Here is a 17878-nt window from a genome sequence, read left to right as displayed (position 1 = left end):
AAATTTTTCAATTTTCTTTTTAATTTTGTTAAAATTTGAAAATTATTCCAATTATTGCTGAAATTACTATCGATAAAATTGGATTTACTTTAAATTTTGTCAAAATTGCTATAAATATTGCCAACAAAACTGATTTGTAATTAAAAATATCTCCAATATGTTTTGAAATATTATATTTTTCTAAAGTGAATAACGATCCTTTTGCAACACTTATCCCAGCAGTTACTATCAATCCAATGGATGCTGGACGCAAACCATAAAATATATCTGCCACTAAAATAGAATCTTTAAATCTATTTAATGCATGAGAAATCATAATAATTATTATAACTGAAGGAATTACTAAAGCTACTGGTGCAATCAATGCTCCCCAAAGTCCTGCTATAGTATATCCAACAGAAGTCGCCATATTAATTCCCATTGGACCTGGTGTTGATTGTGAAATGGCTATCATATCTGACACATCTCCAGCTGTAAACCAGCCTGTCTTTTGACCCATATGATACAAAAATGGCAACGTTGCAAGTCCTCCTCCAACTGAAAACAAGCCAACTTTACTGAATTCAAATGACAAATGCAACAATTTCATTAATTCATTTCCCATTATTTTGTACCTCCACTTCCTAATTTATGTTCTTTTCCAGTTTTTCTAACAAAATTTTTAATTATAACTCCTGTTACACCAGCCAAAACTACTAGCAAAGTTGGATCTAAAATATTTGTAACCGATAAAATAATCACTAAAATAAAAATAGTCAAGCATATTTTATCTGGCAAAGATTTTTTGGCCATCATTACAATTGCTTCAAATACTTGTACACAAACACAGGCCCTTATACCATTAAACGCATATTTCACAACTTTTAAATCTGAAAAATTCTTCAAAAATATCGCTATCAAAGTTATAATTATTATCGGCGGAACAATCATTCCCAAAGTTGCAGCTATCGAACCAACAAGCCCTTTCACTTTATGGCCTACAAATGTAGAAGTATTTACAGCTATAACTCCTGGTGTTACTTGCCCAATCGCATAGTAATCCATAATTTCATCCTCTGTCGCCCATCCATTTTTCTCAACAACCTCTCTTTTAATCATCGGCAACATCGCATAACCTCCACCAAATGTGAAAAGTCCCATTTTAGCAAAGGTTACAAATAATTTAATTAAATCTCCCATTTATCTTCCCTTCTATTTCCAAACATCTCTTAATTTCTATTATAAAAAGATTTCTGTTAAATTTCCTTAAATAATATAAATTATTTACTTTTATCGACTATCACTTTTAGCGAATGCCAACTCAATGTAGCACATTTCACTCTAGCAGGCATTTTTGCAACATATTCTAGCAATACAGCATCTCCCAATTTTTTCATTTCTTCCGAAGTCAATTTTTCTTTATCCTCACTAATATCCATCATTTTGAAAAATAGATTAACCTTTTCTTCAGCCTCTTTCATCGTTTTACCTTTTATCAAATCAATTAGCATTGCCATCGAAGCCGTTGAAATCGCACATCCAGTTCCGATAAACGCAGCATCCTCGATAACATTATCCTCATTAACCTTTACTTCTAATGTCAAGTCATCTCCACAATTTGGATTATGACCCCTTTCCACATAAGTTGGATTTTCCATTTCTCTATTCAAATCCTTTTTACCACTATATTCTAAAATTGTCTGCTGGTAAATTTTTTCTAAATTCACTTTTTCGTACTCCTTTCTTAAAACATCAAATTTCTCAATCTATTAATTTTCCGATTCATCTTTCGATAAAAAAATCTCTCCAACTTTTTTTAGTCCTTCAATTAATTTATCAACATCTTTCTCATCATTATAAATACTAAAACTTACACGACAACAAGATGGTACATCTAAATAACTCATCAAAGGCTGAGCACAATGATGACCCGATCTTATCGCAACATCATACGAATCAAGGATAAATGAAACATCATGCGAGTGAACACCTTTCACATTAAACGCAATAACTCCTGTTTTTTCAACATTTTCATCAGAATAAGTCTCGATAAATCCTAATTTGTTCATCTCTTTCATCGCTTTTTCATACAATCTAGCCTCAACTTCATTAATTTTCTCATAACCTATTTCTTCTAAAAAATTAATCGCCTCTTGAAGTCCAACTGCTCCACCAACATTTTGCGTTCCACCCTCAAATTTATTAGGCAACTGTGCGAATGTCGAATCTTGCTCTGTCACAAATTCTATCATATCTCCACCATACAAAAATGGCGACATTTTATTCAAAATCTCCTCTTTTCCATACATCACTCCAATTCCCATCGGTGCAAAAATTTTATGCCCTGAAAACACAAGAAAATCAGCATCAAGCTCTTGAACATCATGTTTGAAATGAAGTACTGATTGAGCCGCATCAACTACAACCAAAGCATTCCACTTATGTGCAATCTCAATAATTTCTTTTATAGGCTGAATAACTCCTGTCACATTCACAACTGCTGAAACCGCAACAATCTTCGTTTTATCTGACATCTTATACTTAAAATCATTCAAATCAAATTGATCATTATCATCCAAATAAACATATTTCAATTTCGCCTTTTTCTTCTTCGCAATGAACTGCCAAGGTACAATATTCGCATGATGGTTTGAAATTCCAAGAATAATTTCATCACCTTCATTTATATAGTCTAATCCATATGAATAAGCAATCAAATTAATCGATTCAGTCGTACTTTTTGTAAAAATAATTTCTTCAGTCTTTTTCGCATTTATAAATTTTTGCACAGTTTTTCTCGCATCAGTCAAAAGCTCTTCCGCTTTTATTGATAACGCATGTGAACCTCTCCCAGGATTCCCATTATCATTCTCATAATATTCAACCACTTTATCAAGCACTACTTTTGGCTTTTGAGCAGTAGCAGCTGTATCTAAATAATGACTCTCAATATTACTAAATATTGGAAATTTCTTTTTATAGTCCATATTTCCTTCCTTTCTTAAAATTATTTCTCTTCTCTTTTAATTTTTGTAAAATTTTTTTCAATTGCATTTTTTTATTTATTGTTTATAGTAAAACTGCTTTAAAACTATGACTATTTTACTCAACTATTAAATTTACACAATTTTAAATAGTTTTGAATACTTTGATTGATAATATTTCTATTTAAAATATCATTGTAATTTTTAAATTTATATTTTTAAAGAAAACTTTTATTATAAATTTACCCACTTGTACCATACTATCATAGCACTAAGTGGGTATCGTTTGCAAATCTTTTTTTCTTAAATCTTACTAATGTCTATATTCTACTTTCCAATTCTTCTAAAAGATGATTTCTAATAGCTTCATCATTGATATTTTCAAAAATCGGTCTAAATGATGATTCTACAATTAATTTTTTAGCTCTACCTTCTGAAAGCCCTCTACTCATCAAATAAAATAATTGTGCTTCATCTACTTTTCCTATCGAAGCATAATGTTCTCCAATTACATCGTCTTCTTTACAGAATAAAGTTGGAATTGCATGAACTCTTACATTTTTATCAAGCAAAATCGCAAATTCTCCCTCTCTTCCTTCAGATTTTGATGCACCTCTTTCAAAGTACATATTTCCTCTAAATACTTTCATAGCAGTATCTTTTACCGCTCCTTTTCCATGAATTTCTCCGATTGTTCTTCTACCTTTAAACACAACAGAATATTCTAAATCCAATTTTCTATCAGCATCTGCCAAATATCCTGGTAAAATATAAGTTTCTGCCGAATCTTCCAATAAATATGTTTTATGGCTAATTCCATTTATTTTTGCACCCAACTCAATGCTCGAATAAGTCACTTTTCCTTGACCCAATGTTTCAATTTTTGATGATTCAAAATTTGAACTATTAGTATTCAATGTTTGAATTTTCACCAAATTTACTTCTGAGTTTTGACCTGCAAATACTCTAATAACTCCATTACGGTAAGCTGCTTCCTCATCTCCTGAAGTATAAGTTAAAATAATTGTCACTTTCGCAAAATCTTCAACTTCAATTACATTGTAATCTACTAAAAAATTATTTTCTTTATTAGTCGTATAAGTGATATAAACAGGCTCTTTTACATCAGTTTTTCTATTTACTTTTACAAATTTCCCTTCATTGTAAAAAGCAAAATTTTGTAATTTGAAAAATTCTCCTAAACCATATTCATTTTCACTCTCTAATCTTTTCAAATCTTCCAAAGAATTTTTTATATCTTTTACTTCTAACCCTTGTTGTTTATCATTTCTCAATGTAGTATTATTAAAATCCTTATATTCTGCTGGTTCTTCATATTTATAGTCCACTCTTTTCCAAGCTGGTTTCTCAAGTGCAGAATATTTTTTAAAAATTTCTAATCTATATTCACTATTCTCAAGATTTTTTAAACTTGTTTCGTTTAACATCTTTTTTTCTCCTTCATCGTCGTTATCTTTCTTATCCAATTGTTCCTTCTAATTCCAATTCAATCAATTTATTCAATTCTACTGCATACTCAAGCGGTAATTCTTTTGAAATTGGCTCAACAAATCCTCTTACAATCATCGCTTTAGCCTCATCCTCACTGATTCCTCTTGACATCAAATAAAATATCGCTTCATCACTAATTCTTCCAATTTTTGCTTCATGTCCTATATCTACGCTATCATTTTTAATATCAATTATTGGTATAGTGTCTGATCTCGATTGATTATCCAACATTAATGACTCACATTCAACTGTTGATTTACAATTGTGTGCATTTTTTTCAACTTTAAGAAGTCCTCTATAAAATGCAGTTCCTCCATTTTTAGAAATTGATTTTGAATGAACTGTTGACGTAGTATACGGTGCAGCATGAATAATTTTACATCCTGTATCCAAAAATTGACCTGAAGCTGCAAAAGTAACTCCTGTAAACTCACATCTTGCACGTTCCCCATTTAAAATTGTCATTGGATAAAGCATCGATACCTTCGATCCAAATGAACCTGATACCCATTCCATAACTCCGCCTTCTTCTACAAGTGCTCTTTTCGTATTCAAATTATACATATTTCTCGACCAGTTTTCAATTGTAGAATATCTAAGTCTAGCACCTTTTCTCACGAATAATTCAACCGCTCCAGCATGTAATGCATTTTTTTGATATTTTGGTGCTGAACAACCTTCAATAAAGTGTAAATCTGCTCCTTCATCAACAATTATCAACGTATGCTCAAATTGTCCAGCTTCTGGTGCATTCAATCTAAAATACGATTGCAATGGCATACTTACTTTAACACCTTTCGGCACATAAATAAATGATCCTCCTGACCAAACAGCTCCATGTAATGCTGCAAATTTATGATCATTAACAGTTATCAATGACATAAAATATTCTTTTAAAATATCTTCATGTTCTTTTATTGCTGTTTCGATATCAGTATAAATTACTCCTTGCTCAGTCAATTCCTTATGAATGCTATGATAAACCACTTCTGAATCATATTGCGCTCCAACTCCTGCAAGCGATTGTTTTTCAGCCTCAGGAATTCCCAATCTATCAAAAGTATCTCTAATATAACTTGGCACATCATCCCAATTTTCATTCATCGGTTCTGAATCCGGCTCCAAGTAATGAACTATATCATTAACATCCAAATCAGATAAATCAGGTCCCCAACTTGTCATCGGTTTAGAATTATACACTTCCAACGCTTTCAATCTAAACTCCAACATCCATTCAGGTTCATTTTTTCTCTCTGAAATCTTTCTAATAATTTCAGGTGTTACTCCTTTTTGTGTTTTAAATCTCGGTTGAACATCGTCTTTTATATCGTAAACTCCTCTTTCGATGTCCTCAACATATGTCTTTTTTCTATCTTCCATTTATGTAAACCACCTTTATTTTTTTATCAGGATTATAATCCTAATTCCTCTTTCATTTTTCCATATCCATTTTGTTCTATTTCTTCAACTAATTCTTTTCTACCAGTTTTAACAATTTTTCCATTCATTAAAATATGAACAAAATCTGGTTTCAAGTAATCCAACACTTTGTCATAGTGAGTAATAATTAATAATGCTGTATCGTCAGTTTTTAATTTTTGTACACCTTCAAATACGATTTTTGTCGCATCTATATCCAATCCAGAATCTGTTTCATCTAAAATTGCTAATTTTGGTTCTAAAACTGCCATTTGTAAAATTTCATTTTTCTTTTTTTCTCCACCAGAAAATCCAACATTTAAATGTCTGTCAGCATATTCAGGATTAATATGTAATTTTTCCATTTTTTCAACTAATTCATTATGAAATTGCATAATATATTGTTTTTCTCCAGTCACAGCCTCTTTTGCTGTTCTTAAAAAGTCTTCCACTGTCAATCCTGGAATTTCTTCTGGATATTGGAATGACAAGAAAATCCCTCTTTTTGCTCTTTCATCCACTCCCAAATCATTAATTTTTTCTCCATCAAATATAATGTCTCCACCAATCAATTCATGCTTAGGATGACCTACTAAAATACTTGCTAATGTCGATTTCCCTGCACCATTTGGTCCCATAATAACATGAACCTCACCTTTATTTATCGTTAAATCTAATCCTTTTAAAATTTCTTTTCCTTCTACTTCTGATTTAACTCCCTTTAAATCTAATAAACTCATTTTTTTACCTCCAAAATTATTCAAACACTATTAATTTAAAATTTTTATTTTTTACTATATCTACTATTGTACATAAAAATTGTAATAAAGTCAATTATGAAAATATTATATCTTAAAATTATTTTATTCTCTAACTATTTTTATTAACAAATATCTTCTTTTATTATAGCATATATATTTTATATATGTATATAAAATTAATGAATTTTTCAAAAAGCATTTTATATAGTATAATTTATTATAGTAAATTTTTATAATTAAAAATAAGAATAATTAATATATCTTTGGGGAATATATATTTTATATCATCGTAAAAATTTATTATTATATATTTTTTGTGCTGTTTATGTATGAAAGGATGACCTGGTTTTCTTAATACTAGGTCTTTTTTATGCCTTTTATATTTCCCAATTTTTTCAAATAACAAATAAATTAAAATGAAAAGGAGAGCTGATAAAAATGAAAATAAAAAATATTTTTGAACAAAAAGAACGTGTTGTTTCTTTTGAAATTTTTCCACCAAATAAAAATTTCTCGGAAGAAAAATTAAAAGCTGTAACAGCTGAATTAGTTAATCTAAACCCTGATTTTATTAGTGTTACTTACGGTGCTGGTGGTAAAACTAAAGGTGGTACAATTGAAATGGCTTCATATATAAAAAATATTTTGAATACTGAAGTTTTAGCTCATCTTACTTGTGTCGGAAGTAAAAAAAGCGAAATTGAAAATTTCATGAAAGAAGTTAAAGAAAATAATATTCAAAATATTTTAGCTTTAAGAGGTGATGTACCAAAAGGTGAAACTGAAGAAATCTATGATAGAGGTGATTTTAAATACGCTTCTGAATTGATTCAAGAATTAAAATCAAATTCTGATATTTCAATCGGAGCTGCATTTTATCCTGAAACTCATTACCAAAATAATGATTTAGTTGACTTGTTTCATTTAAAAAATAAAGTTGAAAAAGGTGCTGATTTCTTAGTTTCTCAACTATTTTTTGATAACGAAAGATTTTTCTCATTCAGAGAACAAGCTGAAAAATTAGATATAAACGTTCCTTTAGTGGCAGGAATTATGCCAATAACAAATGCTGCACAAATTAAAAGAATTGTAGAATTGTCAAAATGTTCTGTTCCTAAAAAATTAGAACGTATTCTTGAAAAATATGGAGATAATCCTGAATCTATGCAAAAAGCTGGTGTCCTTTACGCAACTGACCAAATTATCGAATTATTTGCAAATGATGTAAAAGGTATCCACTTATACACAATGAATAAAGTTGAAGCTGCAAGAGATATTATGAATAATATTTTTTTTGCTAGATAAATATACTCAAAACTATTTAAAATTAAACTATTTAAAATTATGTAAATTTAAAAATTGAGTCAAATAGTCATAGTTTTTGAGTTTAGTTTTAAAGTAGTTTTACTATAAAATAATAATATAAAACTGGAACTAATTTATAAATTGAAAATAATCTTACTAAATATGAGAATTATAATTTGTGTAAACTAAATAAAGTATCTAGAATTTTTTGTAAACTAATAGATAAATCTAGTAAATTCAGTACTTTTTATTCTATTTACAACAAAAATTTTACACTCTCAAACAGGATGATAAAATTACTATCCTGTACCATATATTATATTTTGAGTTTACACAAAATTCTGGACACACTCTCTCACAATTTTATTATTCAGTATTTTTATTTCCTTTATAAACTGTCCCAGTTTTTTATTTTTCTAATTCAAATCCAAACTATCACTATATCAATAAAATTCTATTTACAATACTTCCTAGCCATTTCCCTATCATCAAAATGTTTCTTTTCTTTCCCAATTATTTGATAAGTCTCATGACCTTTTCCAGCAATTAATAAACTATCACCTTTTGATAAAACATTTTCAATCGCATATTTTATAGCTTCTTCTCTATCTTCAATAATCATATATTTATCTTTTGAAAAATTAATTTCTTTTAATCCTTCCTTAATTTGATTCAAAATATCAGTCGGATTTTCAGTTCGTGGATTATCTGATGTTAAAATTATAAAATCACTAAATTTAACAGCAGCTTTTGCCATTTTAGGTCTCTTATCGTGATCTCTATCTCCACCTGCTCCAAATACTGTAATTACTCTATTTTCCGTAATATCCTTCAACGTTTCCCCAACATTTAACAACCCGTCATCAGTATGAGCAAAGTCAACTACAATTCTAGCACCCAAATTATTTTTTATCGTTTCAAATCTCCCAGGAACAGACGACATATGTTTCAATTTCTCAACAATAAATTCAACATTAATTCCCAACGAGACAATCGAAGCCACACATCCTAACACATTATACAAGTTATACTCTCCAACCAAATTAATATCTAAAACTTCCTCTATTCCTTTTGCAACAATTTTAATTTTCATTCCATCATTTGTATACTCGATAATTTCTCCATAAAAATTAGCATTCTTATCTTTAATACTCACTGACAGATACTTGCTATTATCTTCATCATAAATAATTTTTCCATGCTCATCATCAATATTAACAACACCCAAAGCATCTTTTCTCAACATTTTAAAAATTTTCTTCTTCGCTCTAAAATAATTTTCCATTGTTTTATGAAAATCCAAATGATCCTGTGTTAAATTTGTAAATATTGCCGAATCAAATTCCAACATATCTACACGCCCAATTTCCAAAGCATGTGAACTAACTTCCATTATAAAATATTCTGCTCCTTTTTTCACACTTTCATCAATCAATTTTATTAATTCCAATGATTCCGGTGTCGTATTTACAGTTGGAAACTCTTCATCCAAAATCCTATTTCCAGTTGTCCCTATTCTAGAAGTTTTCTCTAAAATATTTTCTAAAATATAACTTGATGTTGTCTTACCATTTGTCCCTGTAATTCCAATAATTTTTATCTTATTTTGCGGATAATCATAATAATTTGAAGCAATAACTCCTAATTTTTTCCTTACATTTTCCACAAAAATAAACGTAACATTTTCATAATCTTTGTAATCCTCAACATTTACTTTCTTTTCCACAATAACCATTTTGGCACCACTGTCAATCGCCTTCTGAATAAAATTATGTCCATCTACAACACTCCCCATCATTGCAACAAACACAAAATTTTCTTTAATTTTTCGAGAATCAAACTCAATCCCCTCTATCTCAAATGTTTTTCCTCTATGCAATTCTTCATACGCGATATTTTCAAATATTTTATACATTTTATAAATCCTTTCTCCTTCAATCCTAAGACTATCTTTAAATTATTTAATATTTATCGTTTCAAACTTTTATTTTAATTAATTATTATTGTAAGTTTTCAAATCAATTCTTACTACTATTGTCATTGTATCACATATGAATTTACATTTCAATTTAATAGAGTCTTTTCTCCTAATATTTTTCTGATATTTGTCCAATTCTATATTCTAATTCCTCAAAATCAATAATTTTCGCTTGTCTGTGAAACTCTTTCCCCTCATAAAATAATATAACAACTGGTACAGCAAATAAACTCAACTGTCCTACTGCTTCAAGAACTTCAGACGCTTCCAAATTACAACTAACAAAATTATTCTCTTCTGATATTTTCTCAATTTTAGGCATATCCACATGACAAACACTACAATTTTTCATTGAAACATATAACATAAATTGTTTTTCTTCTTTTATTATTTTTTGTAATTCATCATAACTTTTAATTTTTTTCATAATTTTTCTCCATTTCAAAAATTTAATAATTTTTCCTTATAAATAAAAAAACATATATTATTTATGAATAACTCATAAAATAACTATATGCTAATTTTAAAAATTATAATTACTTTTTTTGATGTTTTAATTTTAAATGGTGCCCAGACGCGGAATCGAACCACGGACACAGGGATTTTCAGTCCCTTGCTCTACCGACTGAGCTATCTGGGCATAATGGCGGAAGTGACGAGACTCGAACTCGCGACATCTTGCGTGACAGGCAAGCACTCTAACCAACTGAGCTACACCTCCAAAAAAATGGTGGTCACAACTGGGCTCGAACCAGTGACCCCCTGCTTGTAAGGCAGGTGCTCTCCCAACTGAGCTATGCGACCATTTAATTTCTTACTACCCAATTAGTATATCATATTTTAAAAAAATTTGCAACACTTTTTTTATTTTTTTTGTTAAATTTTACTATAAATCTATAAAATATCGATTTTAACTGTAATCTTGCTTCATAATTTTAAATATTTCATTTTCAAAAATTTATTTAAATAACTTCACTCTGTTAATTTTTTCCATTAAAACTTATAATTTTTCAAAAAAATAGCACAAAACATCTTGTAATGACACTCAAAATATTTTGTGCTAATATATTTAAAAATTTAATTCAATCTTGGGAACATAAAAATTCCATAAACAGGACCTGCATGAGATCCAATTACAGCACCAACTTGTCTGTTTAAGATCAATGGATTTATTTTTGAATTATTTTCTAATTCTGAATAAATCTTTACGATGCTATCCAATTCGCTTGGATTTCCTCCCCAACCAGTTGCTACTATTAAACTTTGTTTTTTAGCTTCTTTTTCAACATATTTTTCAATGTATTTTTGTGCATTTCTTTCACCTAAAACTTTTTTCTCAACTGCAATTTCTCCTTGATTAATTGTCAACACAGGTTTTAAGTGTATTGCTCCAGCAATTGCTGAACCAGCTTTTCCAATTCTTCCACCTTTTTCCAAGTATTTTAAATCAGGCACTATCATTAATAATTTACCTTTTGTTCTAAAATTATTGATCCAGTTTAAAATTTGTCCAAATCCTTCTTTTTTAACAGCTTTTTGTGCAGCTCCTAATACTAAAACTCCTTGAAGTAGCGAAATACCCATGCTATCAACTAATTCAATATCATCTTCTCTATTTGTCAATGATTTTCCTACTTTTGCAGCTTGAATAGTTCCACTTAATTTAGAAGATGGATGTATCGAAATTATTTTTTTGTAACCTTTTTCAAATAATTTATTGTACACATTTAAGAAATCTTGTGGTGATGGTTGAGATGTTTTTATAACTAAATCATCTTTTAACATTGTTTGCCAAAATTCATTTTTAGTGATTTCTACTCCATCTTTATATAATTCACCTTTCAAATCAATTCTCAATGGAACAATTTTTATAGGTAATCCTTCTAAATCTTCTTTTTCCAAATCAGCTGTAGAGTCAGTAACTATCGCAATTTCAGGCATATTTTCATCTTTATTTTCAAGATAAATATAGTAATAATAATTATCTTGATTTCCATTGATGAATGTTGTTTTTACTTGTGATAACGCATTTTTTATTGTTTCTTTCGCTTTTTCATCTTTATCTAAACCTTCAACAATAGTGGCTACAACCGTATTTTCAGTCACTAATTCTGCCAACATATTTTCAACTAAATTATTTAACGATGAATTTGAATATTTTATTTTTCCATTTACTAAACCGATGAAATCATCTTTTTTAATGCTCAACTCATCTATTTTTGTATCTCTTACAGCTTTTGTAATTTCGATAGAATAATTTCTTTTTGAAGAACTTAGAATTTCTTCTATACCTTCTTCTTTATTTTTTAACACAAAATATCCGTCTAACATAGTTCTTGTTTCTTGAACAATTACATTTTTACCAGTTATTTTTTCAGCTGCTAATTTTGCTGTTGTAATAACATTTTTATTATTTGGTAATACAAAAATATTTTTTTTAGTTGCTTTATCAATAGCGTTCATTATTTCTTGAACACTTGGATTTTTACTTTGTCCACCTAAAATTACTACATCTGCACCTTTTTTCAAAAATTCATCTTTCAAATTTTCTGTATCAGCTAAAATAACGTAAGCATTTTTAGTTTTATTAACTTTATCGTTCACAAAAATTTTAGCTTCATCTTTTTCACTGAAAATTTGTAAATTATCATGTTGCAATTTCATATTTTCAACTTTCATTTTTTCAAGCGGTCCATATTCAAGTGCTATTTCAAAAGCCTTTCCAGGATGGTTTGTATGAATATGTGTTTTGAATTTTTTTGAAGTTTGTGCAAAAACTGCCGAATCTCCTAATTCTAATACTCTTCTTTTATATTCATCTGTATCAAAATCTCCATTTAAAATTATAAATTCTGTACAATATTGGTAAGTTATTTTATCTGGATCGTGATCAATATTTGCTATTGTTTTGTCAAATTCATTTTCTTTTACTTGTGATTTTTGCAATTCAACCAATAAATTCAACTCTGTTGTCACTTTGTAAAATCCTTCAAATAGGAAAAATATTCCTTTTCCTCCAGCATCTACAACCCCAGCTTCTTTCAATTTTGGTAATAATTCTGGTGTTTCTTCTACTGCTTTTTCTCCAGCAGTAACAAGTTCTTTTAAGAAAGCTACCAAATCATCCATCTTTTCAGCACATTCTACAGCTTTTTCAGAAATTTTTCTAATTACTGTAAGAATTGTCCCTTCGATTGGTTCACTAACTGCATTATAAGCTGTTTCTTTTGCACTTACTAATGCTTTGGCAACATCAGCAGGTAGTAATTTTGTTTTTTCTCCAATTCCTCTTAAAAATCCTGTTACTATTTGTGATAAAATTGTCCCAGAATTTCCTCTAGCTCCCATTAATACAGCTTCTTCTACTACATCAATTAATTTTTCCATTGATATTTTTTCGTCTGCATGTTTTTCTAATTCTGTTATCATTGAATTCATTGTCATTGACATATTGCTTCCTGTATCCCCATCTGGAACCGGATATACATTCAAATCATTCAATAACTCCTCATGTTTTATAACCCATTTTCCTCCACCAATAAGCATTATTTTTAATCTCTTGGCGTCTAAATATTTTATTGCCATTTTTCCTCCTAGTAACAAATATATTATTTTATATTATCAAAAAATTTTTCTAATTTCCCATCTTTTTTCATTATAAATTCTACAAAATCTCTTACTGCACCTTCTCCACCATTTTTGGTTGAAACAAAATCTGCTATTTTTAACACTTCCTCTGCTGCATCTTTGGGAGCACCTGATAATCCGACATTTTTCATTATTTTCAAATCATTATAATCATCACCAATGTACGCAATTTCTTCTGCACTCAATTTTTCTTTCTGCATTATTTCATTTAAAATAATCACCTTATCATCCACATTTTGGTACAAATACTTAATTTTCAATTCCTCAGCTCGATTTTTTACCAATTGCGAAACTTTCCCAGTAATTATCCCAAATTCAATACCAACCTTCTGTGCATTAACAATTGTGTAGCCATCTTTAACATTGAATTTCTTTATATCTTCACCATTATTTCCACGATAAATCCCACCATCAGTTAATGTCCCATCAACATCTAGCAAAACTAATTTTATCATATTCTCTCCTTAAAACCAAAACTTTATTTGGATATTTTAGATTTTTGTATTATTTTAATATAATTATATCATAATATATAATGATTATTCAAATTTATTTTTGTAAATTTCACTACAAAATTTTACTCAAATTTTTTATTCATTATTTATAAAAAATATTGTATAATAAAAAATAGAATGAAATTATTTTTATTTTGTCACAGAAAAGACATTTTTTTGTTTTATTATATTATGAAATAAAATAAATTGAAAAATAATTATTATATATCTTAAATTTGGAGGGAAAATATGAAAATAAATAAAAAAATTATTGCTATGAGTGCTTTATTTACTTTGGCTGTAAGTTGTTCTAATCCAGCTAATGATAGTGCTAATGCATCAAAAAATAATGATAATCAAAAAATGCAAGTTGAAGCTTCGCCAAAAGAATTGAAAAAATATACGCAAAATGCTACTGACATTCAAGGTGCATTTGTTCAAGTTCATAAAAATACGAAGGATTCGATTGTAAATATTAGAACAAAAAAAACTGTGAAAGTGAATACGTATAATCCACTAGAAGAATTGTTGTTTGGAACTTCAGGAAATCGGCAAGAAACTAGAGAATCTGGTTCTTTGGGATCTGGATTTGTTGTATCTGAAAATGGATATGTTGTTACAAATAATCACGTTATTGATGGTGCTGATGAAATTTTTGTAAAATTTTCTGATGGAAGAGAGTATAAAACGAAACTTGTAGGGACATCGCCTGAAGTTGATATTGCTGTATTAAAAATTCAATCGAATGAAAAATTCAAACCACTTGAATTTGCTGATTCTGATAATGTACAAATTGGTCAATGGTCGATTGCATTTGGAAATCCGATGGGATTGAATGACTCGATGACTGTTGGGGTAGTTAGTGCTGCAGGAAGAAGTTCTTTAGGAATTGAGCAAATCGAAAACTTCATTCAAACAGATGCTGCGATAAATCAAGGAAATAGTGGTGGACCATTAATTGATATTAACGGTAAAGTTATCGGTGTTAATACTGCAATTTTATCTCAAAGTGGTGGAAGTGTTGGACTTGGATTCGCAATTCCTTCTAATTTAGTTGTAGCTGTTAAAGATTCTTTGATTTCTACTGGTAAATTTGAAAAACCTTACCTTGGAGCTTATTTAGGAAACTTGGACTCTGAAATTGTAAAAGCATTAAAATTAAAATCTTCAAATGGAGTTCTTATTGCAAAAGTTACGCCAAATGGCCCTGCTGCTCAAGCTGGATTACAAGCAAATGATGTTATTACAGCTGTTAATGGAAAATCAATCATTTCTGGCGGTTCTTTCATAGGAGAACTTGCTGCTAAAAAAGCTGGAGATAAAGTTCAATTGACTATTGTTAGAAATGGAAAAGAAATGAATGTAACTGCTACTTTAGGAAAAACACCACAACAACAAATAATTCAACAACAACAGTTGCAACAGCAACAGCAAGAACAACAGCAACAAATTTATCCTAATTTTGGAAGATAAAATATGTGATGTTGTGAAAACTACTTTTTAAAATATATAGTAAAACTGCTTTAAAGCTAAACTCAAAAACTATGACTATTTTACTCAACTCTTAAATTCACATAATTTTTAATAGTTTTGAGTATAATAAACTTATAGAATATTTGAAAATAATTGTGTAAATAAAAAATGTGAATCTAAGCCAAAAATGGTTTTAAATTCACATTTTTTTATACATTTCTCATTTGAATTTTATTTTATACTAATTTTTTAACAACTTCTAAAGCTGCATCATAATTAGGTTCTTGTCCTACTTCTGGAACATACTCTACATATCTGATAATTCCTTCTTTATCTACAATAATTGTTCCTCTAGTCAATAATCTTAATTCTTTAATTACAAATCCATATTTTAATCCAAAATCTAAATCTCTGTGATCTGACGCTGTCAAGGCATTTTTGATACCTTTATCCGCACAATATCTTCCCAATGCAAATGGTAAATCAACAGAAATTGTCAATAATTGAACATCGTCACTAAAATTCGCTGCTTCTTGATTGAATCTCGCAAGTTGTAATGCACAAACACCTGTATCAACTGAAGGGAATACTGTGATTACAACTACTTTCCCAGCATAATCACTTAATTTTACTTCTCTTAAATCACTTGCCAACACTGTAAAATCTCTTGCTTTTTCTCCAACTTTTACTTCTTCTCCAACAATTGTTACTGGATTCCCTTTAAAAGTCACTTTATCTTTTATTTCTCTCATTATTAATTCCTCCTATATTTTCATATACAAACATCCTTCACTATTATTTTATTACATTTTTGTAACAATGTCAATCTTTATATTGAAATTTAAAAAAGGAATTTAAAAAATTTATTTCAATTTCCAAGTAGCTGGTGCAAATAATATTAACATAGGGAATATTTCCAATCTTCCTGCCAACATTCCAAAACTCAATACAACTTTTGAAACATTATTTAAATCAGCAAAACTATATGCAGGACCAACTTTTCCTAATCCAGGCCCAATATTATTAAATGTTGCTGCAACTGCACTGAAAGCTGTCATAAAATCTCCTAATGAAAATGATACAATTAACAACATTGTTGTAAATAAAATCATGTAAACTACGAAATATACAGCTACGTTTTTTTGCATTTTTGCACTAAGTGGTTTGTCTTCATATTTTACTGTTATCACTCTATTTGGACTTATCATTTGTCTAATTTCTGCAACATACATTTTTACCATCATTATAACTCTTGAAATTTTTAATCCTCCAGCTGTCGAACCAGCACACGCTCCAAAGAACATTATTAATAGCAAAATCACTTGTGAGAACAATGGCCATTTCCCAAAATCTGCTGTCGAATATCCAGTTGTCGTTATTATTGATGAAACTGTAAATAACACATCTCTTATACATTGCCAAATTGATTGATATTTTGAAGCAATATTCATTACGATTAACGCAATACTTACGAACACTATTAACAAATAGTATTTTAATTCCTCATTTTTTATAACATCTTTCACTTTTCCAATTAAAATAAAATAATAAATATTAAAGTTTACTCCGAACACTAACATTCCGATTGCTAAAACCATTTCGATATAAGCGCTGTGATATGGCAAAATACTTCCATTTCTTACACCAAAACCACCTGTCCCAGCTGTCCCAAATGCCAATAACGAAGACTCAAATAAATCAAGACCTCCAAACATTAACAAAACAATTACCACAATTGTCATTACGATATAAATGTAATAAAGTACTCTTGCCGTAGACGATAATTTTGATACTAGCTTACCAAATGTAGGCCCTGGAACTTCGGCTTTCATAATATGAACCGAACTTGAAGAATATTTTGGAAAAACTGCTAATGCTAAAACTAGCACTCCCATTCCCCCTACAAAGTGAGTAAAACTATGCCAAAACAAATTAGAATGACTCAATACATTCAAATCAGGAATTATACTCGAACCTGTAGTCGTGAATCCACTTACAACCTCAAAAAAAGCATCTATAAACGACGGTATTTCTTTTGTAATAACAAACGGTAATGCTCCAAAAATAGACATCAAAATCCACGACAACGATACTATTACAAAACCTTCTCTCCCTCGAATAAAATTATCTTTTGGAAGCCTTATAGAAAGAACATTTCCTAATATTAATAATAACGCTATTACCCCAAAATACGCTCCTTTATGAAGAAAATTTTCTTTGTAAATAAAAGAGATTATTAGTGGTAAAATCATTAAATACGCCTCTAAAATCATTATTTTTCCTGTTATAAAGGCTATCATTTTTTTATTCATTTTTTTCTCCTAC

At 29.3% G+C, this 17878-nt stretch carries 15 protein-coding genes and 3 tRNA genes; 2 read left to right on the top strand and 16 right to left on the bottom strand.

Annotated elements, in window-relative coordinates; genetic code table 11:
- Nucleotides 1-28: 28 nt before the first annotated feature.
- From J4863_RS02395 to sufC, 7 genes are all read right to left on the bottom strand, one after another.
- On the bottom strand, nt 29-604 hold the full coding sequence (locus J4863_RS02395; protein ID WP_211618883.1) for a chromate transporter: 576 nt from the start codon (nt 602-604) through the stop codon (nt 29-31).
- Nucleotides 604-1179, bottom strand: a complete 576-nt coding sequence (locus J4863_RS02390) for a chromate transporter (RefSeq protein WP_211618882.1) — start codon at nt 1177-1179, stop codon at nt 604-606. Before J4863_RS02390 ends, J4863_RS02395 begins: the two co-directional genes overlap by 1 nt.
- Nucleotides 1180-1259: 80 nt before the next feature.
- Entirely contained in the window at nt 1260-1706 is a 447-nt protein-coding gene (sufU, locus tag J4863_RS02385; RefSeq protein WP_211618881.1) for a Fe-S cluster assembly sulfur transfer protein SufU, read from the bottom strand.
- A gap of 42 nt (nt 1707-1748) precedes the next feature.
- The gene (locus J4863_RS02380) at nt 1749-2966 is read right to left on the bottom strand and encodes a SufS family cysteine desulfurase (RefSeq protein ID WP_211618880.1); all 1218 of its coding nucleotides are present in this window, start codon (nt 2964-2966) and stop codon (nt 1749-1751) included.
- A gap of 317 nt (nt 2967-3283) precedes the next feature.
- Nucleotides 3284-4450: a Fe-S cluster assembly protein SufD gene (gene sufD, locus J4863_RS02375; protein ID WP_249111550.1), complete on the bottom strand. Its 1167-nt coding sequence runs from the start codon at nt 4448-4450 to the stop codon at nt 3284-3286.
- A complete protein-coding gene (sufB, locus tag J4863_RS02370) occupies nt 4443-5855 on the bottom strand; it encodes a Fe-S cluster assembly protein SufB (RefSeq protein WP_211618879.1) in 1413 nt (470 codons plus the stop codon). Before sufB ends, sufD begins: the two co-directional genes overlap by 8 nt.
- A gap of 32 nt (nt 5856-5887) precedes the next feature.
- A complete protein-coding gene (gene sufC, locus J4863_RS02365; protein ID WP_211618878.1) occupies nt 5888-6634 on the bottom strand; it encodes a Fe-S cluster assembly ATPase SufC in 747 nt (248 codons plus the stop codon).
- Between the two features lie 459 nt (nt 6635-7093).
- Between sufC and metF the strand changes: the two genes are divergently transcribed.
- Nucleotides 7094-7960 (top strand): methylenetetrahydrofolate reductase [NAD(P)H], encoded by an 867-nt coding sequence (metF, locus tag J4863_RS02360; protein WP_211618877.1) that lies wholly within the window; start codon nt 7094-7096, stop codon nt 7958-7960.
- 454 nt (nt 7961-8414) lie between these two features.
- Here the strand turns inward: metF and J4863_RS02355 are convergent, their stop codons facing one another.
- The 7 genes from J4863_RS02355 to J4863_RS02325 form a co-directional block, all read right to left on the bottom strand.
- On the bottom strand, nt 8415-9875 hold the full coding sequence (locus tag J4863_RS02355) for a UDP-N-acetylmuramoyl-L-alanyl-D-glutamate--2,6-diaminopimelate ligase (RefSeq protein ID WP_211618876.1): 1461 nt from the start codon (nt 9873-9875) through the stop codon (nt 8415-8417).
- 172 nt (nt 9876-10047) lie between these two features.
- Entirely contained in the window at nt 10048-10365 is a 318-nt protein-coding gene (locus tag J4863_RS02350) for a thioredoxin family protein (protein WP_211618875.1), read from the bottom strand.
- A gap of 137 nt (nt 10366-10502) precedes the next feature.
- Nucleotides 10503-10578: transfer RNA gene (locus tag J4863_RS02345), tRNA-Phe, on the bottom strand.
- A 4-nt stretch (nt 10579-10582) separates the two neighbouring features.
- Nucleotides 10583-10659, bottom strand: a tRNA-Asp gene (locus tag J4863_RS02340).
- Nucleotides 10660-10666: 7 nt separating this feature from the next.
- Nucleotides 10667-10742: transfer RNA gene (locus tag J4863_RS02335), tRNA-Val, on the bottom strand.
- Between the two features lie 273 nt (nt 10743-11015).
- Nucleotides 11016-13523, bottom strand: a complete 2508-nt coding sequence (locus J4863_RS02330; protein WP_211618874.1) for a DegV family protein — start codon at nt 13521-13523, stop codon at nt 11016-11018.
- 23 nt (nt 13524-13546) lie between these two features.
- On the bottom strand, nt 13547-14041 hold the full coding sequence (locus tag J4863_RS02325) for an HAD family hydrolase (RefSeq protein WP_211618873.1): 495 nt from the start codon (nt 14039-14041) through the stop codon (nt 13547-13549).
- 288 nt (nt 14042-14329) lie between these two features.
- On the opposite strand from J4863_RS02325, the gene J4863_RS02320 reads away from it, so the two are divergent.
- A complete protein-coding gene (locus tag J4863_RS02320) occupies nt 14330-15553 on the top strand; it encodes a S1C family serine protease (RefSeq protein ID WP_211618872.1) in 1224 nt (407 codons plus the stop codon).
- A gap of 236 nt (nt 15554-15789) precedes the next feature.
- Here the strand turns inward: J4863_RS02320 and tpx are convergent, their stop codons facing one another.
- The gene (tpx, locus tag J4863_RS02315; RefSeq protein WP_211618871.1) at nt 15790-16305 is read right to left on the bottom strand and encodes a thiol peroxidase; all 516 of its coding nucleotides are present in this window, start codon (nt 16303-16305) and stop codon (nt 15790-15792) included.
- A 111-nt stretch (nt 16306-16416) separates the two neighbouring features.
- Entirely contained in the window at nt 16417-17865 is a 1449-nt protein-coding gene (locus J4863_RS02310) for a TrkH family potassium uptake protein (protein ID WP_211618870.1), read from the bottom strand.
- Between the last annotated feature and the right edge of the window lie 13 nt (nt 17866-17878).

The organism is Leptotrichia sp. oral taxon 221 (genome assembly GCF_018128245.1).
In the GTDB taxonomy this organism is placed as follows: Bacteria; Fusobacteriota; Fusobacteriia; order Fusobacteriales; family Leptotrichiaceae; genus JABCPH02.
This window is presented reverse-complemented; position numbering and strand designations above follow the sequence as displayed.